Below are 21650 nucleotides of genomic sequence, written 5' to 3'. Positions count from 1 at the left end.
CCCCGCCGATGCGGGGCCGCCCCTTCCGTCCGTCCGTACCCGCAGGTCCGTCCGTACCCGGATCAGTTCCAGGCGTTGTTCTGGTTCTGCGCGTGGGCGCCCTGCTGGCCCATGCCGAACTGGGCGGCCGCGCCCTGCCCGATCTGGGCGTTCTGCGGCGGGAGCGCCTCGCTGGGCTGCACCAGGGCGAAACCGGTGCCGAGGAAGCTCAGCTCCCAGCCCTCGCCCGTGTTGCCGCGCCGCCGCCAGACGCCGGCGGAGTGCGTCTGGGCCTGCATCTGCACGCGCAGCGAGGTGGACCAGGCCACGATGGCGTCCGCGTCGGCATTGACGTACTTGTCGGGCGTGACCTGCATCATCAGCGGCTGCCCGGAGGTCATCAGCGCGACCTTGCCGCGGCCGGTGATGTTGAGCTGGTACTTGCCGGAGCCGGAGATCCCGTACTGGCTGTCCACCGCGATGGCCTCGGTGTGCAGGGTGGAGTCCAGGGCCAGCACGTAGCTGCTGTCGACCGTGAGGCCTTCCTGGTCCACGTCCACGACGTGGACGTACTGCGCCAGGTTGGCCAGGTAGACCGTGCCCTGTCCGGAGCAGCGCATCAGGTCGAGGCCCTCACCGGTGCGGGCGCGGGCATTGCGCTGGTTGGTGCTCTGGTACTCGCCGTCGAAGTCGATGATCCCCTGGTAGGCGACCATCGCGCCCTTGCGGGCGAGCACGTCGTCGGAGCCGGTCAGCGAGACCCGCAGCAGCTGCGGGTTCTGGACGGCGTACCGCTCCTGGGTCTGCGCCTCGGCGTGGGCGAAAAGTGAGCTCTGCATGGTGTGTCTTCTCCCCCTCAGCCCCGGGCCCGGAGCCGGTCGGTGCTGTCCTCGCTGGGCTGTACGACGACGATGCCCTGGCCGGAGAAGGCCATCTGGTAGGCCTCCCCGCTGCCCCGGCCAATCATCGACGAGGCCTTGAAGCTGCGCTTGCCCTTGATCTTGAGGTTCGGGGACCAGGCGACGAGCGCGTCGGGGTCGACGTACGTCTCGTCCTCGCCGCGGCCGCAGTCGACCACCATCGGCGTGCCGCGCGAGGTGATCGCGACCCAGCCGGTGCCGGAGACCGACACGTTGAACAGGCCCTGTCCGGCGAACTTGGCCATGCCCTTGACCCGCTCGACGCCCCACTGGAGGTGGGCGTCGAAGGCGAGCAGGTTGGTGCCGTTGACGGAGAGCGAGTCGTTGTTGAGGTTGATCACGACCACGTCCGCGCCGTAGTCGGCGAGGTAGAGCAGGCCGTCGCCGGAGGCCTTCATGAGCGGGGCGCCCTCGCCGGTGAGCCACTGCGAGGCCATCTGGCGGACGGCCGGCGGGTTGGGCTCGTACTGGACGAAGCCCTCGTAGGCGACCATCGATCCGGTGCGCGCGAAGAGGTCCTGGCCGCTCTGCATGGCGACCTTGAGCATCGCGCGGCCGTGGTTCTCCATGCGGGCCGTGACGGGGGTCGGGGCGTAGCCCGCGAGCTGCTGGTTCAATGAGTTCATGGCATTCATGTGGGGCTCCCTCAGACCTCGTACGGCTGGACGACGATGAAGTTGCCGGGGGCGCCGCGGAACTGGAGGTTCACGGTCTCCCCGCTGTGGCCGGGGTAGGCGTTGCGGCGCAGCCGGACCTGGCTGGAGATGATCACCTGGGCGGCCGAGGACCACGCGACGATGGCGTTGCTGTCCGCGAAGGTGGTCGGGGTGACGGGCAGGACGACGGGCACGCCGTGCGTCTTGACGATCACCGTGCCGGTGCCCTGGAACTGCATGGTGAACAGTGCGCCGCCCGGGATGCCGTGGCCCTCGATGCGGCGGATCTCGTGCTGGAGCGACTCGTCGAAGGCGAGGACGTTCTCGGCGGAGACGCAGATGCCGTCGCCCTGGAGCTCGATGGCGTGCAGGTGGGCGCCGGTCTCCGCGAGGAAGACCTGGCCGCGGCCCGTGCAGCGCATCAGCTGCATCTCCTGGCCCGTGGCGTTGCCGACGACGCGGCCGGCGAAGCCCGCGCCCTTGTAGCTGAAGTCGACCTTGCCCTGGTAGAGCACCATGCTGCCCTGGCGGGCGAGGACGGCCTGGCCGCCCATGGAGAGGTCGACGCGCATGAGCTGCTGGTTCTGCGGGGTCCAGCGGGCGCCGGTGGGGGCTTCCTTGTACGGCTGGAGGGCGGCGGCGAGTCCGGCGCCGGCGGCGGGCACCGCCTGGGCGGGCTGGCCGTAGCCCTGGGGCTGCTGCCCGAAGCCGGGCTGCTGGCCGTACGGGGGCTGCTGCTGGCCGGGGACCTGGCCGTACGAGGGCTGCGGCTGCTGCCCGTACGGCGCGGGGGCCGGGGCGGGCGGCGGAACCTGCCCGTAGGGCGCGGGGGCGGGCGGGGCCAGGGGCGCGCCCATCGGTGCGGCCATGGTGGGGGCCGCGTGGACGGGCTGCTGGTACGGCGCGGGGGCCGGAACCTGGGCGGGCGCCTGGGCGGGCGCGGGCGCCGGGGCCTGGGGCGGCGCGCCGAAGGAGGGCGCCGGGGCCGGGGGCTGCGTCTGGGCGGGAGCACCGAAGGAGGGTGCCGGGGCGGCGCCCTGCGGCGGCGGGGCGAAGCCGGGCGCGCCGGCCGGGGCCTGCGCCTGCGGCGCGGGCTGCTCTTCCTCGGCGACCTCGCCGCCGAAGTTCTGGAGCAGCGCGGCGAGCCCGCCGTCGAAGCCCTGGCCGACGGCGGCGAAGCGCCACACGTCCTTGAGGTAGAAGTCGCCGATCATCAGCGCGCGCTCGGTGCTGAACTCCGAGCCCGAGAAGGAGTACCGGACGACCTCCTCGCCACCCGCCACGATGCGGATGTAGCCGGGGCCGACCTGCGACATCTGCCCGGCGCCGTCGATCGAGGCGGCGAAGGAGAGCTTGTGGATGTTGGCCGGAATGCGGTCCAGGGTCACCCGGAAGGACTCCGTGTCGCCGGACTGCGCGCCGAGCTGCTGGATGGACTCCTCCGGCGACTTCGGCTGGTTGAAGAAGACGAAGTAGCGGTCGTCCGAAAGCTGTTCGTTGGCGTCGAGGCCGAAGCAGCTGATGTCGATGGCGAGCCCGGGCCCGGCGATCTGGACACCCACGTAGAGGTCCGTGCCCGCCGTCAGATCACTGATTTTGGCCTTGTGACCGCGCTGGAATTCCCTGGCCATACGTAAGACCGTCCCCCATCCCGACTGTGAATGCGTGCCGCTCAGGCTAACGCCAACCTCGGACATCCGGCCAAGTCGGTACCGACCCGGTACATATCACGAGGTGTGACATCTCGGACAAATAGCAGGTAATGGGGATTACTCCTCTCGGGCGGCCGGAACTTTCGGAAGGCGTTCGGCGGCGACGACTCCTTCGAGGTACCCGCGCGCCCGCTCGGTGCGCGGGTACGCCTCCAGCAGTTCCCAGAAACGGGGACCGTGGCCCGGCACGAGGAGGTGCGCCAGCTCGTGCAGCAGCACGTAGTCGACGACGTACTCCGGCATCCCCTGGATGCGGTGCGAGAGCCTGATGCTGCCTTCGGCCGGGGTGCAGGAGCCCCAGCGGGTGTTCTGATTGGTGACCCAGCGGACCGTGCGGGGGCGGGCGCGGCCACTGAAGTACTGCTCGGACAAACGCCCGGCGCGCTCGGCGAGTTCCGCGTCCCCGAAGGTGCGTTTGCTCTCCTGCGCCGCCAGCTTGTCGAGCATGACGCCCACCCAGCGCCGCTCCTCGGCCTCGGACATCCGGGCAGGGATGAGGACGACCGTACGATCACCCTCGCGGTAGGCGGATACGGTCCTTCGGCGGCGCGCGCTCCGGCGGACTTCGACGGCGCGCTGCGGTGGATCGGCTGACACGCCATGACGGTACCCGCTCGCCACGGCGGAAGTCCCGCCCCTCCCCGGGTCGAACACGAACCGTTGCGCGGACGGCTGCACCATTCATTTCATATACCTAATACCCCTCACCTGTGGACAAAATCGCGCAGGCTTTTCGCGGGGCGGGCAATCTTGCGGAAAGCGACGCACTCCCAGCGGAATGCGGCGCGCGAATCGAACCGCGAATCGAGGGAGGGCCACGATGTATCCGAAGGTGAAGCCGGCGCTGGCGCGGGCGTGGCGGGATCTGCAGACGGTGCAATTCGGGGTGACGCCCGCCCACGCGGTGGTGCTCGGCCCCGTGGACACGGCGACGGGCTCGCTCCTCGACCTGATCGACGGAACGCGCGGCATGGAGCTGCTCCGGTCGGAGGGCAAGGTGATGGGACTCCCCGACGGCCGGGTCGACGAGGTGGTGCGCAGGCTGGCGGCGGCCGGGCTGCTCGACGACGCCACGGCGGGCGGCCCGCACGCCCAGGCGGTGCGGGACCGGCCGGAGGCCCTGGAGCGGCTCGGCCCGGACCTGGGGTCGCTGTCCTTGGTCCGCCCCCGGCCGGGCGGGGACTTACAGGGTGTCGCCGCCCGCCGGGTGATACGGGTTCAGGTGCGCGGGAGCGGCAGGGTGGGCGCGGTGATCGCCTCGGTCCTGGCCGGAGCGGGCATCGGCCGGGTCGAGGTGCTCGACGGGGGGCGCGCCCAGCCGGCGGACGTGGCGCCGGGCGGTCTGGGCCCCGGCAGTGTGGGACGGCTGCGCGCCGAGGCCGCGCGGACGGCGGTGCGCGACGCGGCTCCCGGACGCGGGCCCCGGGCCGGGGAGAGCGAGGGGCCGGAGCCGGGGCTGGCCCTGGTGGTGGTCGCGCCCCGGGACGGCCTGCAGTCCTGGGCCCCCGATCCCCAGACGGCGGCCGACTGGATCACCACCGGCACCCCTCACCTCTACGCGGGAGTACTGGAGGGCACCGGGCTGGTGGGACCGCTGGTCCTGCCCGGAGCCACGGCGTGCGCCGGCTGCATGGAGCGCGACCGGATCGACCGGGACCCGGCCTGGCCGCGCATGCTGGTCCAGTGGCGCTCGGCCCACCGCCGCCGCACCGCCGCCGCTTGCGACCTCGGCCTGTCCACCGCCGTGGCCGGCCTGGCCGCGGCCCACGCCCTGTCCTTCCTCGACGGCGAACTCCCCGCCTCCACCGCCACCCGCTGGGAGGCCTCCCTCCCGGCCCTCCACTGGCAGTCCACCCCGGTGGACCCTCATCCGGACTGCCCGTGCGCGGCGGCGAAGGTTCCGGCGGGGCAGGGGGCGGGGACATGAGGGGGCTACGGGGGCGGTTCGGCCGCGAGTCGCTCCTCAAGCACCGCGCAGAACCCCTCGATGCGGGGCTCGGCGGACGGGGTCACAGGGATGAGGCTGCGAAGGTTGACGATCAGTGCGCGCAGTTGCCCGGGCGCCGGAGCGGCTTCCAGAAACTCCGCGAGGCGCTGATCGGCCTGCTGCCAGTCGGGCATCAGGCAGTGGGCGAGCAGGAGGGTGTCCGCTTCGAGGACATCCTGCGCCGCGGCCTCGGCGGAGGTCAGCAAGTCGATCACGCGCCTCAGGTGGTGGTCACGGTCCGGATGCCGGAGCGCGGCCTTGACCACGGCCATCTCGTAGTGCGCCCAAGGGTCGTCGGGATCCAGCGCGAGAGACCGGGTGAGATCGGCGAGCGCCTCGTCATGGCGGGCGAGCAGGCGGTGGGTCAGACCTCGGGCGGCCAGTGTGGAGGCACTGTCGGGAAGGAGCCCGACGGCGCGGTCGTAAGCGGCCGACGCCTCCTCGTGCGAGCCCAGCACCCGACGGTGGTCGGCACACCTTCTGATGGCCCAGCCGTTGCCGGGGCTCACCGCGAGGATGTGCTCCCAGTCGGCGAGGGCCCGCTCGAAGCGGCCGAGCCTCGACCAGGTCCTCGCGCGCAGGAAGAGGGCCCACTCGCCATCCGGCTCGATCGCGAGAGCGCGATCGAAGTCGGCGAGGGCCTCTTGGTACCGCTCCAACGACAAGTGACTGTCTCCGCGTCCGGCGCATGCCCGGCCATCACCCGGATCGAGCTCGATGACCCGGGTGTAGTCCACCAAGGCATCCTCATGGTGCCCGATCGCCCGGTGGGCATCGGCTCTGCCTGCGATCGCAGGGGCATCGTCGGGACTGAGCTCGACGGCCCTCGCGAAGTCAGCCAACACCTCCTCATGTCGCTCGAGTTGACGAAGCGTAAAGGCTCGGCTGATGAAGACCCAGCCCTTGTTCGAGAACAGTTCCACCGCACGCCTGAAGTCGTCGAACGCCTCCTCGTAACGCCCCATGGACACGAAGGTCCTCGCCCGATGGACCAAAGCCCAGGCATGGTCGACGGGCTGGACGGCGAGCGGACGCGTGAGGTCGGCCAACGAGTGCACGTACCGGGCGTGGTGGTGAGAGAACCGGTGATCCCGGCCGCGGAGTGTCAGGGCCGTGGCCCGGCCCTCGGCGTCGAAGCCGGCGCGGCCGAGGAGAAGGGTCGGCGCAGAGCCGGTGGCAGGCCTCTTGGAGTCGGTGGCCGCGCCGGCTCTCGTCCGACCACCACCCCTCGGCCGGGGCGATCGCCTCCTCCAGGTGCTCGCGGCGCCTTCGGAGGGCATCGGCCAGCCGGGTGTGGAGCCGCTCCCACCGGATCGGGGACTGCCTGCGCTGCAGGCGCAGCACCGCGCCTCGGACGACCTCGTGGTGGCGACAGTGGCCCGAGCGGTCGGTGACGAAGGGCATCGACCGGAGCCGGCCGAAGAGTTCGGCCGCCTCCTCCTCGACGACCCGTTCGTCGGTGACTCCCTTTCCGGTGAGGAGGAGGCGTGCCTCGGCCTCGGTGAAGGCCTCCAGCGGACAGTCGGTGACCAGGTCGTGCCAGTCCTCCCAGGTGCGGGCGGCCAGCTTCGACTGCCCGGCCAGGGTGACCAGCACGTTCGCGGGGAACTCCCCGTGGCGTTCGCTGCCGGGCACGTCGCGGAGCCAGGAGTCAAGCATCGGTCCGGTGCGCTCGTAGGTGTCGAAGAACAGCGCGATCCAGGGGTGTTCGCGGGCCACCTCGGCGAGCTCTTCGAGGAACACCGGGGTCAGCGTGTCCAGCGGGGAAGGGACCAGTTCCACGTCGCCGTGGTCGCGCAGCCGGGTGCTGAGCAGGGCCTTGACCCGGTCCGCGCCGGCGGCGACCTGGTGGGGGTCGACCGCACCCGTGAACGCGCCGGCACCCGGGATCAGGCCGAGCCCGGCGAGGCCCGAGCTGCGAGGCGATCATGCTGGAAGGAGACGGAGGCGGGCCGCCCGCGTTCGCCGGATCGGGCCCGGTGGCGGCCGCGAGGACTCCGGCGTCGGCCTCGTGCCGGCGCCGGCGGTAGGTGGCCACCAGCTTGTCGACGGCCTTCGCAGCCAGGCCGCGCCGGCCCCTCCACCGGTATTACGCGGCCCGCTCCACCACCGTGTTGTCCCATGGGGGCGACCGCCGTCCGCCGACCGGTGGATTCCCGCCGGGTTCCGGGCAAGAGACTCGGACGGGGTGGGCGCGGAGGGTCATGACAGGATGCCTTTGGCCGGGAAGGCCTTCGGGGGCTCCCCCCGGACCGTCGCTTGCGGCTCAGCTGTCTGGGAATTGGAGGGGCGCATGTCTGATCTTCCCCGGAAGGCGGTCACCCGTACCGTCAAGCTGGCCGCGCTGCCGCTCGGCATAGCGGGCCGGGCCACTTGGGGGCTCGGCAAGCGGATCGGCGGCAAGTCGGCGGAGATCGTGGCGCGTGAGCTCCAGCAGCGCACCGCCGAGCAGCTGTTCCGCGTACTGGGAGAGCTGAAGGGCGGCGCCATGAAGTTCGGCCAGGCGCTCTCGGTCTTCGAGTCCGCGCTGCCCGAAGAGGTCGCCGGGCCCTACCGGGCCGCGCTGACCAAGCTCCAGGAGGCGGCCCCGCCGCTGCCAACGGCCACCGTGCACCAGGTGCTGTCGGAGCGGCTCGGCGCGGACTGGCGGGAGCTGTTCGAGGAGTTCGAGGACAAGCCCGCGGCGGCGGCCTCGATCGGACAGGTGCACCGGGCGGTGTGGCACGACGGCCGCCAGGTGGCGGTCAAGGTCCAGTACCCGGGGGCCGGCGAGGCCCTGCTGTCGGACCTGAAGCAGCTGGGCCGGTTCGCGGGGCTGCTGGGGCCGCTGATTCCGGGCATGGACATCAAGCCCTTGATCAAGGAGTTGCGCGACCGGGTCTCGGAGGAGCTGGACTACGAGCTGGAGGCCGAGGCCCAGCGGACGCACGCGGACGCCTTCGTCGGCGACGAGGACGTGGTCGTGCCGGACGTGGTGCACCAGGGCGACCAGGTGCTGGTGACCGACTGGATCGAGGGGACTCCGCTGTCGGAGGTGATTGCCGACGGCACCCCGGAGGAGCGCGACCGCGCCGGACAGCTGCTGGCCCGGTTCCTCTTCTCCGGTCCCGCGCGCACCGGGCTGCTGCACGCCGATCCGCACCCGGGCAACTTCCGGCTGATCTCCGGGGCGGACGGGCGGACGCGGCTGGGCGTACTGGACTTCGGGACGGTCGACCGGCTGCCGGGCGGCTGGCCCAAGCCCATCGGCCGGTCGCTGCGGATGGCGCTGGACGGTGATGCCGAGGGGGTTTACGGGCACCTGCGCGGGGAGGGGTTCGTGCGCGAGTCCATCCAGCTGGAAGCCGATGCGGTGCTCGACTATCTGAGGCCGATGCTCGAACCGGCCGAAGCCGAGGAGTTCACCTTCACCCGGACCTGGCTGCGCGGTCAGGCCGCGCGGATCGCCGACCCCCGCTCCCCCGCGCACCAGTTGGGCCGGCAGATCAATCTGCCGCCCTCCTACCTGCTGATCCACCGGGTGACTCTGAGCACCATCGGGGTGCTGTGCCAGCTCGGCGCCACGGTCAGGCTCCGCGAGGAACTGGACTCCTGGCTGCCGGGGTTCCTGCCCGACGAGGACTGAGCCGGGGCCTCTCGGCGGGCGGGAGCGGGCGGGCGCGGTCGGGGCTCACCACCAGGCGGAGTCGAGGCGGCCTTCGATGGCGCGGAGGTTCGCACGCGCGCAGTCGACGCAGAAGTACTGTCTGGTCCCGTTCTCCACGGAGCACGTCCAGGTGGGCGGGGGGCCGGCCGGGGACTGGGCGCCGCAGCGCGCGCAGACGACGGGCGGGGCCTCGGTTCCCGGCGGCGGCGGGTGGGGAGTCGGCTGGTCCACCTCCAGACGATATCCCCGTGGGGGCCGGCGCGGGGGCCGCAACGCACCGGGGGGACCGGCCCCTTCGGGCCGGTCCCCCCGGTGTTTCACTCCGAGCCGTCTCCGGCTCTCACTCAGTGCATGACGGCCATGGCCAGCGCGCGCCGGGCGCGCAGCGAGACGCGCTCGGCTCGACGCTGCATGCGCCGCGCGGCGACCAGGCGTACGGCGCGACGCTCGGCGTCGACCTCACGCATGCGGTCGTCCATATGGGCACGAGCCAGGGCTTCTGGGATGAGTTGCATTTCGCGGGTCCTGTTCTGACGCGAGGTGTTCGCGCCTGCGGTGATGAAGTCTGCGGTGGCGGCGCCGTGCGGCTGCTCGCTCGTGGTGGCGTGGGGGGACATGAAGGCCTGCTTCAGGGGGTCGTGCGTGAGGGGGCGGTCGATGGTTCCGTTGGCGGTCATGCCGCGACAACCGGGTTCTTGCGCGGACGGCCACGGGGACGCTTCCGGGCGACGACGACACCCTGGACGAAGAGCTCGCCTCCCCAGACACCCCAGGGCTCGCGGCGCTCCAGCGCACCGGCGAGGCAGGCCTCGACCAGCGGGCAGGTGCCGCAGAGGGACTTCGCGTACTCGACGTCGGCCGGGGACTCGGCGAAGAAGACCTCGGGGTCGTAGGTGCGACAGGCGACGGGCACGCCGAGGTTCTCGATGGCGTCGTCGAGCGCGGTCAGCGCGGTGAGGGGAGTCAAGGTGGAGTCCTCCGGGACTGCGGGCGGGGAGAGGGTCTGGCTCTTCGGTACGGACGGGGCGTGCGCTTCGAGTTGCACGGTGGTTTCTTCCTCGTCTTGTTCGTCTAGTCGTTCCGGCCGGTCGGCCGGGGGCGGCTGGGGTACCTCGCCCCTTCGGTCCGTCGCCCCCTGTTCGGGGACAAACAGAAGGGCCGCGGATCCCGGAGGGGGTTCCGCGGCCCTGAAGGCGCCGGCCTGATCGTCAGATCAGACTGGATCACTCCAGGGTTCGAGCCCGCGGTAGGCCCACATCAGGTGGTGCTGCTTCTTCGTCTGCTGCGTAAATCCGGCATTGGCGGCACCGGCTGCGGCCGCAAAGGCATAGGCGCCATGCGCCTGGGCTTCTGCTGCCAGTACTGCCACCGGTGCCTGGGTCGGTCGCTCATTGCGGTCAAGGACCAGCAGCGCGCTCGGCGCGGCGGGCCGGACGGGGCTGTCAGCGCAAATGGCGGACAGACCGGTGACCGGCAGACCGGTACCCGTGAGGGCAAGGAGAGTGGAGGAGCCGAGGGTGCGGGAAGCGGCGACCGAGCGATCGGTCATTTTGGTGGTGGTGGTGAAGTTGGTCACTGGTCTCGCCTCCTCTCGGCGTCTCGGGGACTTCGGCCCGGAGGCCTGGTCCCATGCGTATTCGGATAAGTACAGCACGGATCAGGGGCTTCGGAGAAGCCACCGTTTCCGTTGCTAAGAACCTATGGGGCTTCGCTGGGCATGTGCAAACTATTTTTCCGACGAGTTTCTACGCGTCGTCAGGATCTTCCGTCCCAGGCTCCCCACCTGCGCAGATGGCCAGCACATCGGCTCCGTACCGCTCGAGCTTGCGGGCACCCACGCCGGAGATCATCGAGAGCTCTCCCTCCTGCGAGGGTGCGGCCTCCGCGATGGCCATCAGCGTCTTGTCGGTGAAGACGCAGTAGCCGGGCATGCCCTGCTCCTTCGCCTGGACGGCACGCCAGTCGCGGAGCCGCTCGTAGAGCCCTTCGTCCATGTCCGAAGGGCAGTCGTCGCAGCGCATCAGTTTCAGCTCGCCCGCGTCGGTCAGGGTCTTGCGGCAGACCCGGCACACGGCCGGCCCGCGGCGGCCCCGCTTGCGGGCCCCGGGCTCGGCCGGACCGCCCGGCCTGCTTCCCGGCGCCAGGGAGCCCGGCCTCAGGCCGTTCAGGAAGCGACTGGGCCGCCGCGACCCGCGGCCGCCGGGAGTCCGGGAGAGGGCCCAGGAGAGCGTCAGGTGGTGCCGGGCGCGGGTGACGCCGACGTAGAGCAGCCGGCGCTCTTCCTCGACCTGCTCGTCGGTCTTCGCGTAGGTGATCGGGATCATGCCGTCGGTCAGGCCCACGAGGAACACGGCGTCCCACTCCAGGCCCTTCGCCGCGTGCAGCGAGGCGAGGGTGACGCCCTGGACGGTCGGGGCGTGCTGGGCGGCCTTGCGCTCGTCCAGCTCGACCGTGAGGTCGGCCAGGGTCGCGGCCGGTTTGCTGCGGGCGAAGTCCTCGGCGAGCCGGACGAGCGCGGCCAGCGATTCCCACTGGTCGCGGACGGCGCCGGAACCGGCGGGCGGTGCGCTGGTCCAGCCCGTGGAGCTGAGCACGGCCCGGACCTGGGAGCCGAGCTCGACGACGTCGTCGAGCAGCCGGTCGTTGCCGCCGGAGCGGGCGGCTCCGCGCAGGGCGAGGATCGCCTTCTGGACCTCGGCGCGCTCGAAGAAGCGCTCGGCTCCGCGCAGCTGGTAGGGGACTCCGGCGTCGGCGAGCGCCTGTTCGTAGACCTCGGACTGGGCGTTGATGCGGTAGAGCACGGCGATCTCGCCCGCCGGGACGCCGGCCGCGACGAGGTCCCGGACCCGGTGGGCGATGCCCTCGGCCTCGGCGGGCTCGTCGGAGTATTCGGCGTAGACCGGGTCGGGGCCGGTCTCGCGCTGGGAGACCAGCTCCAGGCGGTGCTCGGCGGCGCGGCCCTTGGCCTGGGCGAGGAGCCCGTTGGCGAGGTGGACCACCTGGGGGGTGGAACGGTAGTCGCGGACCAGCTTGACCAGGGTGGCCTGCGGGTACTTGGTGCGGAAGTTCAGCAGGTGGTCGGGGGTGGCGCCGGTGAAGGAGTAGATCGTCTGGCTGGCGTCCCCGACCACGCAGAGGGTGTCGCGCTCGCCGAGCCACAGGTCCAGCAGCCGCTGCTGGAGCGGGCTTACGTCCTGGTACTCGTCGACCACGAAGTGCTGGTACTGGGTGCGGATCTGTTCGGCGATGTCGTGGCGGTCCTGCAGGATGCCGACGGTGAGGAGCAGCACGTCCTCGAAGTCGATCATGCCGCGGTCGCGCTTGAGCTGCTCGTACGTCCCGTAGATCTGGGCGATCTCGGCCAGGTCCCGGGGGGCCTCGCGGCCGGCTTTGCGGGCGGCCGCCGGGTAGTCGGCGGGCACCGTCTGCGTGACCTTCGCCCACTCGATCTCGCCGGTGACGTCGCGCAGCTCGCCCCGGTCGAGGCGGATGCGGCAGCGCGCGCCCGCCTCCGCGACGAACTGGATCTTGCGCTCCAGCAGCCGGGGCACGTCGCCGCCGACCGCCTTGGGCCAGAAGTACTGGAGCTGGCGCAGGGCGGCGGAGTGGAAGGTCCTCGCCTGCACGCCGCCCGCGCCCAGCTCGCGCAGCCGGCCGCGCATCTCGCCGGCGGCGCGGTTGGTGAACGTGACGGCCAGCACACTGGCCGGCATCAGCTGGCCGGAACGGACCCCGTAGGCGATGCGGTGGGTGATCGCCCGGGTCTTGCCCGTACCGGCGCCCGCGAGCACGCACACCGGCCCGCGCAGGGTCGTCGCGACCTCGCGCTGCTCCGGGTCCAGGCCCAGGAGCACCGCGTCGGCCGAGTCGGCGCCGGCCGTGAAGGATGAGGAGTGCGTTGCTGATGTCACCCCGCCAGCTTGCCAGGTCTCCCGGGGAGGCCGGGAAATCCGTCCACAGGCCGCCCGCGCTCGTCCGACAGGAATCTCGTCGGACAGGAATCTCGTCCGACAGGAGCACGGTCGTACCGGAGCGGGGTCCTGCACCTGACAGGCGGCCGGCGGCCGGGGCCGGGAATGGCCGGGCGGTCCCGTACGTTCAATCCCTCGGGCCAATCGGACCAACGAGCAACCACGAATGGAGTGCGCAGCATGCAGGACGCGGGCACGGTCACGATGTACAGCACGACCTGGTGCGGCTACTGCCGTCGGCTGAAGAGCCAGATGGACCGGGAAGGCATCGCCTACACCGAGATCAACATCGAGCTCGACCCGGAGTCCGCGGCGTTCGTGGAGAAGGCGAACGGCGGCAACCAGACGGTTCCCACCGTCCTCGTCACCTCCGCCGCCGGCAGTGAGTCGGTCATGACGAACCCGAGCCTCGCCCAGGTCAAGCAGGCCCTCGCGGTGTGATGTCCCGCCGTCCGACGTGCTGAGCAGCATGCACGGAAAGCCCCCGCCCCGGCGGGGGCTTCTGCGTCTGGGGGCCGGTCAACTGCCCTGTTAGCGTGACCCCTTGATCGGCTCGATCAAGGGGGAGGAAACGTCCACGTGAGTACGACCGTGTTCCGCATCGGCGGCGATCTGGAAGTGCGCAGGCTCGGTTTCGGGGCCATGCGCCTGCCCACGGACCCGGGCCCGGACCGCGAGAACTCCCTCGCGGTGGCCCGGCGGGCCGTCGAGCTGGGCGTGACGCTGATCGACACCGCCTTCATGTACGGCTGGGGCGCCAACGAGGAGCTGCTGGCCGAGGCCCTGCACCCTTACCCGGACGGGGTCCAGGTCACCACCAAGGTCGGCATCGCCCGGTCCGTCCCCTCGGGCGAGTGGACCCAGGACGCGCGGCCGGCCGCGCTGCGCGAGCAGGTCGAGCAGGCGCTGCGCCGGCTGCGCGTCGAGCGGATCGGACTGCTCCAGCTGCACCGCCTCGATCCGCGGACGCCTCTGGCCGACCAGATCGGCACGCTGCGGGACCTGCGGGCCGAGGGCAAGATCGGCCACATCGGGCTGTCGGAGGTCACCGTCGGCGAACTCGCCGCGGCCCGGGAGATCACCGACATCGCGAGCGTGCAGAACCGCTACAACCTGCTCGACCGGGCGCACGAGCCCGTGCTCGCCGCGTGCGAGGAGGCGGGCATCGCCTTCCTGCCCTGGGCCACCGTCGCCTGGGGACAGTCCGGGACGACGGCCGAGATCGCCGCCGTGGCGGCCGAGGCCGGAGCCACCCCCACGCAGGTCGCGCTCGCCTGGCTGCTCGGCCGCTCGCCGGTGGTCCTGCCGATCCCGGGCACGTCCCGGATCACCCACCTCGAGGAGAACCTCGCCGCGGAAGGCCTCCGGCTGACCGTTGCCCAGCGGGCCCGCCTCGACCGGCTGTCCGGCGAGGGCGAGGGCCAGGGCCAAGGCCAGGGCCAGGGCCAGGGCCAGGGGAACCAGAAGGAGCAAGGCGAGCAGGGCGAGCAGGAGGAGCAGGCATGAGCCAGTACAACGTGCCCGTGGGGGAAGCCGCGATACGCGGGCCCCGGTACCTCTTCCGGAACCCGGCCGGACCCGCGCTCGTCGCCCAGTCGCTGATCGCCACCTCGGCCCTGACCGACGTCTACGTCATCGCGACCGGCGGCAAGGACTCGCCCTGGCTCGCCGAGGAGATGGTGCCGTTCCCGGCCGTGCTCCAGGTGGCCTGCTGGATCGCGTTCCTCGTCTGGTTCCGGCGCGTGCGCTGCAACGCCGAGGTCCTGGCACCGGGCAGCCACAAGTACACCCCGGGCTTCGCCCTCGGCGCCTGGATCATCCCGCTCGCCATGTGGTGGCTGCCCCGGCGCATCACCCTCGACATCCACCGGGCCGGCGGCCCGCCCCGCGACGCCTGGCTGATCAACGCCTGGTGGTTCGTCTGGCTCCTCGACGGCCCGCTCTCGGTCGCCTTCCACTTGCTGGTGCTCGACCACACGGACTACCGCAACCCCGTCGACGAGGGCCTCAACATCCTGTGCGCGATCCTCGCGATCGCGGTCATCCGCCGGGTGAGCGCCGCGCAGCCGGCCGGCCCGCTGCCCTACCTGAACATGACCTGACGGGCAGGACCCGGCGGGCAGGACCCGGTGGCCTCGGCGAAGGCCCCCGCCGCGGCGGGGGCCTTCGGCGGTGTCCGGGGCGGCGCGGGTCAGGCGGTCGCGACCGGCTTCGGGAGGGGCTTGCCGTACCAGAGCTCGACCAGGCGGGCCGCGATGGAGATGCCCGCCGGCGGGAGGACCTCGCCGGTCTCGATCGCCGAGCGCAGGTCGTCGCGGGAGAACCAGCGGGCCTCCTGGATCTCGTCCCCGTCGACCTCGATGTCGAAGGTGACGGCGCGCGCCGTGAAGCCCAGCATCAGGCTGTACGGGAACGGCCAGGGCTGGCTGGCGACGTATTCGACCTCGCCGACCTTGACGCCCGCCTCCTCCCAGACCTCGCGGATGACCGACTGCTCGATCGACTCGCCCGGCTCCACGAACCCCGCGAGGGTGGAGAAGCGGCCCTCCGGCCAGTGCACCTGGCGGCCCAGCAGCGCGCGGTCCTGGTCGTCCGTGACCAGCATGATCACCGCCGGGTCGGTCCGCGGGTAGTGCTCGGCCCCGCAGCCCGGGCAGCGGCGGATGTGCCCGGCCGCGGCGACCACCGTGCGCTCGCCGCAGCGGGAGCAGAAGCGGTGCATGCGCTGCCAGTTCTCCAGCGCCACCGCGTGCACCATCAGCCCGGCGTCCCGAGCGGAGAGCAGCATTCCGGCCTCGCGCAGCCCGGCGGGGCGGGCCGACTGGTCCATGCGGCCGGGCAGCGAGTCCTTCTGCAGCGCGAAGTACCGTACGCCGTCCTCGTCGGTCCCCAGGAAGTACCGGTGCGTCTCGGTGACCGGGGCCTCGAAGGCCGGGGTCATCACGATCGCCGTCGCGCCGTCGGGGGTGTCGTCGATCAGCACCTGGCCGCCCGAGACCACGAAGACGCGGGTGCTGGGGTGGCTCCAGGCCGCGGCGAGCCACGCCTCGTCGAGGCGGTGGTGCGCGGCGCGGTCGATGCCACTGGGCGCGGCCAGCGAGATCGGGCGCTCGGACTCGGTATGGGTGCTCACAGGTACTTCCAACTCCCCCGGTGGTGGGACACAGGCAGGCTCAGCAGGACGGACGGGTGTGCGGCGGCGTGTGCGGCGGCGTGCGTGGCGGTGCGGGGCGGCGGGGCGTCGTCATGTCCGGGCCGGCTTCCAGTGGGCGGCCAGGTCGCCCCAGAGGTAGGCGGCCGTCTCGACGCCCTTCGTGAGCAGGTCGAGCTCGACCTTCTCGTTCGGCGAGTGCCAGCCGTCGGAGGGCACGGAGATCCCGAGGAAGAGGACGGGGGCGTTCAGCACGTCCTGGAGGTCGGCCGCCGGACCCGAACCGCCTTCACGGGTGAAGCGGACCTTCTGGCCGAAGGCCCGGCTCATGGCGCGTACGACGGACTGCAGCGCCGGGTGGTCCAGCGGGGTCAGGCACGGCCGGGTGGGGGCGCCGAAGGTGATGGAATGCCGGATTCCGGCCGGGACGCGCTCCGCGACCCAGGCCGTGACGGCCGTCTCGACCTCGTACGGGTCCTGCCCCGAGACCAGGCGGAACGACAGCTTCAGGTGCGCCGAGGCGGGCACGATCGTCTTGCCGCCGGGTCCCTGGTAGCCGCCGCCGATGCCGTTGACCTCGGCGGTCGGGCGGGCCCAGACGCGCTCCAGGGTGGAGTAACCGGCCTCGCCCGAAGCCGCGTACGACTTGGCCGTACGGAGCCACTCGCTCTCCTCGAAGGGGAGCTCGGCGATCAGCTCACGCTCCACGTCCGTGAGCTCGGCGATGCCGTCGTAGAAGCCGGGGATCGTGACCCGCTCGTCCGCGTCGTGCAGGGCCGCGACGAGGCGGGCGGCGACGGTGGCCGGATTCGGCACGGCGCCGCCGAAGGCACCCGAGTGGATGTCCTGGTCGGGGCCGAACAGGTCGATCTCGCAGTCGGCGACGCCGCGCATGCCGGTGCAGACGGTGGGGGTGTTCTCGGACCACATGCCGGTGTCGGAGACGACCACGACGTCGGCGGCGAGACGGGCCGCCTCGCGCTCCACGAGGGCGCGGAAGTGCGGGGAACCGGACTCCTCCTCGCCCTCGACGATCAGCTTGAGGTGCACGGCGGGGGCGGACGCGCCGGTCGCGGCGAGGTGGGCCCGGACGCCGAGGGTGTGGAAGAAGACCTGGCCCTTGTCGTCGGCGGCGCCGCGCCCGTACATCCGGCCGTCCTTGATCACCGGCTCGAACGGGTCGGTGTGCCAGCCGTCGGCGAGGGCGGCGGGCTGCACGTCGTGGTGCCCGTACACGAGGACGGTGGGGGCGGCGGGGTCCTCGCTCGGCCATTCGGCGAAGACGGCGGGGGCGCCGGCCGTCCGCCACACCTCGGTGACCGGGAAACCGGTCTCCTTGAGCTTCGCGGCCAGCCAGTCCGCGCTGCGCCGTACATCGTCCGCGTGCTCGGGCTGGGCCGAGACGGAGGGGATGCGGAGCCAGTCGGCGAGGTCGTCGAGGAAGGCGGCGCGGTGTGTGTCGATGTACGTGCGGACGACGCTGTCCGCCGGGGTGTCGCTCATGGCCACGAGCCTAGCCGTCCGTTCGATGGTCACCTTCCGTGTCCGTTTTGCCTTGGAGGATCTGCTCAAGACGAGCGCGGTCCGGGAGGTTGCGGGGGTGGATGACGCGGCCGCTGCGGACGTGCAGGAACACCGCCGTGACCTGGGCGAGGGGGGTGTTCGTGGCTTCCGCCCAGGCCAGGCGGTAGACGGCCAGCTGGAGGGGGTCGGCCTCGGTGGTGCGGCCGGTCTTCCAGTCGACGATCTCGTAGCCGGTGGCGGTGCCGTCCGCATCCGCGGTGCGGTAGACGGCGTCGATCCGGCCTCGGATCACCCGGCCGGCGAGGGTGAGCTGGACCGGGACCTCCATGCGGTACGGGGTCCGGTCGGCGTACGGGCTCCGCTCGAAGGCCGCCTTGAGGGAGTCGAGGTCGGCCTCGTCGGCGATGTCCTGGTCGGAGGCGTCCCCGGATCCGTCCCCCGCCGGGGCCGCGGCTCCGGGGAGGTCGGTGAGGGGGTCGAGGACGTCGAGGTGGGGCAGCGGGAGCTCGTCGAAGCGGGACTCCACCCACGCGTGGAACCGGGTGCCCTGGCGTGCGGCGGGCTGCGGCGGCTTGGGCATGGGGCGGGCGAGGTCGCGTACGAAGCCCTGCTCGTCGGAGGCGAGGCGCAGCAGCTGGCTGGCGGAGAGCGCGGCCGGGAGCTCCACGTCGCGGACGGCCGCGCGGGCACGGCGGAGCTCGCCCTCCAGGGCGTCGAGGTCGCGGTCCCAGGAGGCGATGGCCCTGGCGTCCTCGGGGGTGAGGGGGCCGGTACCGGGTACGGCCGCGGGGCCGGGCCGGGGGGCGGCTTCGCCGGGTGCCGCGGGGTGCGGGCCTGGCCCGGGGTCGGCCCAGTCCGCTTCCTCCGGCCACAGGTCGTCGCCGGGATCAGCCGGGTGCGGCCGGGGCTCGGACCGGGCCGGGTCTGCGTCCTCCGGCCACAGGTCGTCGGCGCTGCCGCGCGCTGGAGGGTGCGGCCGGGGTTCGGACCGGGCCGGGTCGTCGGCCTCAGGCCACAGGTCGTCGCCGGGATCAGTCGGGTGCGGCCGGGGCTCGGACCGGGCCGGGGCGTCGGCCTCCGGCCACAGGTCCTCGGCGCCTCCGGAGGCGGGTGGGTGTGGGTGGGACGCGGACCGGGCGGTGGCCTGCGGCCACAGGGGGTCGGGGGTCGGGGGGGCTTCTTCTTCCCCCACCCCGCCCCTTCCCGAAACCGGGGCTTCGCCCCGGACCCCCTTCGGGGTGCCGCCCGCGGCGGCGTGCACGGCGGTACCGGGGTGGCCGCCGCCGGGCGCGCCCCGGCCCGGGCCGGCCTGCGGCCGGGTGGCGGTCGTGGCGGTCGTGGCGGCCGGGCCGTCGACCGTCGCGGGCCACGGGGTGGCTGCTTCTGCGGCGGCTTCGGCCGGGTCCGGCCACGGGGCCGGGGGCTCCTCGTCGTAGGCGGGGTCTTCGCAGTGCGGGGGCCAGAGGTAGGCGTCCTCCGGGGCGGCCCGGGGGGTCTCGCGGGGTGGGTGGAGGTAGGACTCGACCAGGGTGGCGGCGGCTCGGCGGAGGGTGAGGGAGGCGGGGTCCAGGGGGAGGGGCCAGGAGCGGTCCGGGGTGGAGTCCGTGGCGAGGGACGGGCTTTCGGCGTCCGGTGCGGGGGCGTCGGCCCAGGCGTCGATCTCGCCGTTGCCCGCGGCGCAGTGGTCGTACAGGGCGGAGAGGAAGGAGGACGGGCCGCGCGGCTTCTTCTGCGTCGGGCCCCACCAGTGGCCCGAGGCCAGGAGGAGCGAGCGCGGGCGGGTGAAGGTGACGTAGCCGAGGCGGAGTTCCTCGACGGCCTTGTGCGACTTGAGGGCCGACTTGAAGGCGCGCAGGCCCGGCGAGGTCCATTCCGGGGTGGGCGGGAGGGTCGGCGCGTCCCCGCGCAGGGCGTACGGGAGGACCTTCGCGTACGAGGTCCAGGCCTCCGGGGCCTTCTCCTTCGGGAACGAGCCCGCGGAGAGGTCGGGGACCACCACCACGTCCCACTCCAGGCCCTTGGACTTGTGGGCGGTGAGGACCTTGACCGTGTTCTCCCCGCCGGGGAGGGCGTGGTCCAGGCCCTTCTCGTACTGGGCCGCCGTGCGCAGGAAGGCGAGGAAGGCGAGGAGGGAGGCCTCCCCGTCGAGGGAGGCGAAGCCGGCCGCCACGTCCATGAAGCTGGACAGGGTCTCCCGGCGGCGGGCCGCCAGCGCGTGCGGGGAGGAGGCCAGCTCCACGTCGAGGCCGGTCGTCGACAGGACCCGGTGCAGGACGTCCATCAGCGGGTCCGCGAGGGAACGGCGCAGGTCGCGCAGTTCCTGGGCGAGGTGCGCGAAGCGCACCCGGGCCGCGGCGGAGAAGGGCAGCTGGTCGGGGGCGGACTGGCCCGCGCCGTCCAGGAAGGTCTCCAGGGCGTCGGCCAGCGACACGATCTCCGCCGGGTCCACGCCCTCCACCGCCGCCGCGAGGCGGTCGTCGTCCGAGGAGGAGCGGGAGGAGTGGGAGGAGCGGGAGATCAGGGTGCGGGCCCGGCGGCCCAGCAGGGCCAGGTCGCGGGCGCCGATGCGCCAGCGCGGTCCGATGAGCAGCCGGACGAGCGCGGCGTTGGCGCCCGGGTCCTGGAGGACCTCGCAGACGGCGACGAGGTCCGCGACCTCCGGAAGGTGGAGGAGGCCGGACAGGCCGACGACTTCCACGGGGACGTCGCGCTCGACGAGGACCGCCTGGATCCGGGCGAAGTCGCCGCCGGAGCGGCACAGTACGGCGATGTCGCGCGGCTCCGTGCCCGTACGGACCAGGTGGGAGATGGAGTCGCCGATCCAGTCGAGCTCCTGGGCGTGGGTCTCCAGCAGGGCGCACCGGACGGAGCCGTCGCGCTCCGCGCCCGGAGCGGGGCGCAGGGCCTCGACCCCCTCGTGCAGGGAGCGCAGCGGGGCGGCGAGCTCGTTGGCCAGGTCCAGGAGACGGCCGCCGCTGCGCCGGTTCTCGCTGAGGGAGAAGCGGGTGGCGGGGCTGCCGTCGGCGTACGGGAAGTGCTCGGGGAAGTCGTCGAGGTTGGCCACGGAGGCGCCGCGCCAGCCGTAGATGGCCTGGCAGGGGTCGCCGACGGCGGTCACCGCGTGCCCGGTGCCCGCGCCGAACAGCCCGGACAGCAGCAGCCGCTGCGCGACCGAGGTGTCCTGGTACTCGTCGAGCAGGACGACGCGGAACTCCTCGCGCAGCAGGGCGCCGACCTCGGGCCGGGTGGTCGCGAGCCGCGCCGAGAGGGCTATCTGGTCACCGAAGTCGAGGAGGTCGCGGGAGTGTTTGGCGGCGCGGTAGCGGGAGACCAGCTCCAGGAGTTCCAGGCGGCCGCGGGCCGCCTCGGGGACCTTGCGCAGGTCCTCGTTGCCGAGCTTGACGTCCGCGAGGGCGGAGAGGAGCTCCGTGTCGTACGCGCGCAGCCGCTCCGGCGGTACGAGGTGCTCGGAAAGCTCCCCGTCGAGCGCGAGCAGGTCGCTGACCAGGTCGGGAACGGATTTGGTGAGGGAGGGGTAAGGGCCGGGGGCCTCGCGGAGCACCCGGGCGGCGAGCTGGAAGCGGGTGGCGTCGGCGAGCAGCCGGGCGCTGGGCTCCAGGCCGATGCGCAGGCCGTGGTCCTTGAGGAGCTGTCCGGCGAAGGCGTGGTACGTGGAGATGCGCGGCTCGCCGCCCGCGGAGCCGGTCTCGGCCGGGGAGGGGTCCGGATCGGTGATCCCGGCGCGCGCGAGGGCGGTCCGTACCCGCTCGGCGAGCTCGCCGGCGGCCTTGTTGGTGAAGGTCAGACCGAGGACCTGCTCGGGTGCGACCGCGCCGGTGCCGACCAGCCAGACCACGCGGGCGGCCATGACGGTGGTCTTGCCGGATCCGGCGCCGGCCACGATGACCTGCGGGGCGGGCGGGGCGGTGACGCAGGCCATCTGTTCGGGCGTGAAGGGGATCCCCAGGAGCTCCTTGAGCTGCTCGGGATCGGTGAGGGCCGCCGCTGCCTGCGGCGCCCGTGCGGGCGGGGGGAGCGACGGGGACGGCGGGACGGGCGGACGCGCGGACACATGAAAAGGCTAGCCGTCCCCGCTGACAGTCC

General features: G+C 72.6%; 19 protein-coding genes. 5 read left to right on the top strand and 14 right to left on the bottom strand.

The window, feature by feature from the left end:
• Positions 1-62 precede the first annotated feature (62 nt).
• From ACIQV3_RS13225 to ACIQV3_RS13210, 4 genes are all read right to left on the bottom strand, one after another.
• A complete protein-coding gene (locus ACIQV3_RS13225; protein ID WP_403712502.1) occupies positions 63-818 on the bottom strand; it encodes an AIM24 family protein in 756 nt (251 codons plus the stop codon).
• Positions 819-835: 17 nt separating this feature from the next.
• Complete coding sequence (locus ACIQV3_RS13220; RefSeq protein ID WP_403712614.1) at positions 836-1516, bottom strand: AIM24 family protein; 681 nt, start codon at positions 1514-1516, stop codon at positions 836-838.
• 29 nt (positions 1517-1545) lie between these two features.
• On the bottom strand, positions 1546-3186 hold the full coding sequence (locus tag ACIQV3_RS13215; RefSeq protein ID WP_403712501.1) for a TerD family protein: 1641 nt from the start codon (positions 3184-3186) through the stop codon (positions 1546-1548).
• Between the two features lie 138 nt (positions 3187-3324).
• Positions 3325-3948: a M48 family metallopeptidase gene (locus ACIQV3_RS13210; protein ID WP_403712500.1), complete on the bottom strand. Its 624-nt coding sequence runs from the start codon at positions 3946-3948 to the stop codon at positions 3325-3327.
• A gap of 139 nt (positions 3949-4087) precedes the next feature.
• On the opposite strand from ACIQV3_RS13210, the gene ACIQV3_RS13205 reads away from it, so the two are divergent.
• Complete coding sequence (locus ACIQV3_RS13205; RefSeq protein ID WP_403712499.1) at positions 4088-5194, top strand: ThiF family adenylyltransferase; 1107 nt, start codon at positions 4088-4090, stop codon at positions 5192-5194.
• 5 nt (positions 5195-5199) lie between these two features.
• Here ACIQV3_RS13205 and ACIQV3_RS13200 read toward each other — a convergent pair whose 3' ends face one another.
• Positions 5200-6219 (bottom strand): tetratricopeptide repeat protein, encoded by a 1020-nt coding sequence (locus ACIQV3_RS13200; RefSeq protein ID WP_403712498.1) that lies wholly within the window; start codon positions 6217-6219, stop codon positions 5200-5202.
• Positions 6104-7036 carry a hypothetical protein gene (locus tag ACIQV3_RS13195; protein WP_403712497.1) on the bottom strand — a complete coding sequence of 311 codons (933 nt, stop codon included), beginning with the start codon at positions 7034-7036 and terminating at the stop codon, positions 6104-6106. The genes ACIQV3_RS13200 and ACIQV3_RS13195 overlap by 116 nt, the downstream gene beginning before the upstream one ends.
• A gap of 511 nt (positions 7037-7547) precedes the next feature.
• On the opposite strand from ACIQV3_RS13195, the gene ACIQV3_RS13190 reads away from it, so the two are divergent.
• Positions 7548-8879, top strand: a complete 1332-nt coding sequence (locus tag ACIQV3_RS13190; protein WP_403712496.1) for an ABC1 kinase family protein — start codon at positions 7548-7550, stop codon at positions 8877-8879.
• Between the two features lie 45 nt (positions 8880-8924).
• Here the strand turns inward: ACIQV3_RS13190 and ACIQV3_RS13185 are convergent, their stop codons facing one another.
• The 5 genes from ACIQV3_RS13185 to ACIQV3_RS13165 form a co-directional block, all read right to left on the bottom strand.
• Positions 8925-9131: a hypothetical protein gene (locus tag ACIQV3_RS13185; protein ID WP_403712495.1), complete on the bottom strand. Its 207-nt coding sequence runs from the start codon at positions 9129-9131 to the stop codon at positions 8925-8927.
• Positions 9132-9244: 113 nt separating this feature from the next.
• Positions 9245-9577 carry a hypothetical protein gene (locus ACIQV3_RS13180; RefSeq protein ID WP_403712494.1) on the bottom strand — a complete coding sequence of 111 codons (333 nt, stop codon included), beginning with the start codon at positions 9575-9577 and terminating at the stop codon, positions 9245-9247.
• Positions 9574-9945, bottom strand: coding sequence for a WhiB family transcriptional regulator (locus ACIQV3_RS13175; RefSeq protein WP_112451933.1), 372 nt, complete (start codon positions 9943-9945; stop codon positions 9574-9576). The genes ACIQV3_RS13180 and ACIQV3_RS13175 overlap by 4 nt, the downstream gene beginning before the upstream one ends.
• Before the next feature lie 168 nt (positions 9946-10113).
• A complete protein-coding gene (locus ACIQV3_RS13170) occupies positions 10114-10476 on the bottom strand; it encodes a hypothetical protein (RefSeq protein ID WP_403712493.1) in 363 nt (120 codons plus the stop codon).
• Positions 10477-10645: 169 nt separating this feature from the next.
• Entirely contained in the window at positions 10646-12811 is a 2166-nt protein-coding gene (locus ACIQV3_RS13165) for an ATP-dependent DNA helicase UvrD2 (protein WP_403712492.1), read from the bottom strand.
• 240 nt (positions 12812-13051) lie between these two features.
• On the opposite strand from ACIQV3_RS13165, the gene ACIQV3_RS13160 reads away from it, so the two are divergent.
• From ACIQV3_RS13160 to ACIQV3_RS13150, 3 genes are all read left to right on the top strand, one after another.
• Positions 13052-13312, top strand: coding sequence for a mycoredoxin (locus ACIQV3_RS13160; protein ID WP_266904728.1), 261 nt, complete (start codon positions 13052-13054; stop codon positions 13310-13312).
• A 138-nt stretch (positions 13313-13450) separates the two neighbouring features.
• Positions 13451-14377 (top strand): aldo/keto reductase, encoded by a 927-nt coding sequence (locus ACIQV3_RS13155; protein WP_403712491.1) that lies wholly within the window; start codon positions 13451-13453, stop codon positions 14375-14377.
• On the top strand, positions 14374-14973 hold the full coding sequence (locus tag ACIQV3_RS13150; RefSeq protein ID WP_403712490.1) for a DUF4328 domain-containing protein: 600 nt from the start codon (positions 14374-14376) through the stop codon (positions 14971-14973). The genes ACIQV3_RS13155 and ACIQV3_RS13150 overlap by 4 nt, the downstream gene beginning before the upstream one ends.
• 89 nt (positions 14974-15062) lie before the next feature.
• On the opposite strand, the gene nudC is transcribed toward ACIQV3_RS13150, so the two are convergent.
• The 3 genes from nudC to ACIQV3_RS13135 all read right to left on the bottom strand — a co-directional run bounded on the left by nudC (position 15063) and on the right by ACIQV3_RS13135 (position 21513).
• Positions 15063-16016, bottom strand: coding sequence for an NAD(+) diphosphatase (nudC, locus tag ACIQV3_RS13145; RefSeq protein ID WP_403712489.1), 954 nt, complete (start codon positions 16014-16016; stop codon positions 15063-15065).
• Positions 16017-16115: 99 nt separating this feature from the next.
• Positions 16116-17525, bottom strand: a complete 1410-nt coding sequence (locus ACIQV3_RS13140; protein ID WP_403712488.1) for a dipeptidase — start codon at positions 17523-17525, stop codon at positions 16116-16118.
• 10 nt (positions 17526-17535) lie between these two features.
• Positions 17536-21513 (bottom strand): UvrD-helicase domain-containing protein, encoded by a 3978-nt coding sequence (locus ACIQV3_RS13135; RefSeq protein ID WP_403712613.1) that lies wholly within the window; start codon positions 21511-21513, stop codon positions 17536-17538.
• Between the last annotated feature and the right edge of the window lie 137 nt (positions 21514-21650).

The sequence above is a fragment of the Streptomyces sp. NPDC099050 genome, assembly GCF_044759865.1.
In the GTDB taxonomy this organism is placed as follows: Bacteria; Actinomycetota; Actinomycetes; order Streptomycetales; family Streptomycetaceae; genus Streptomyces.
Note: the sequence above shows the minus strand (reverse complement) of the source record. Positions and strands in the feature narration are given on the sequence as shown.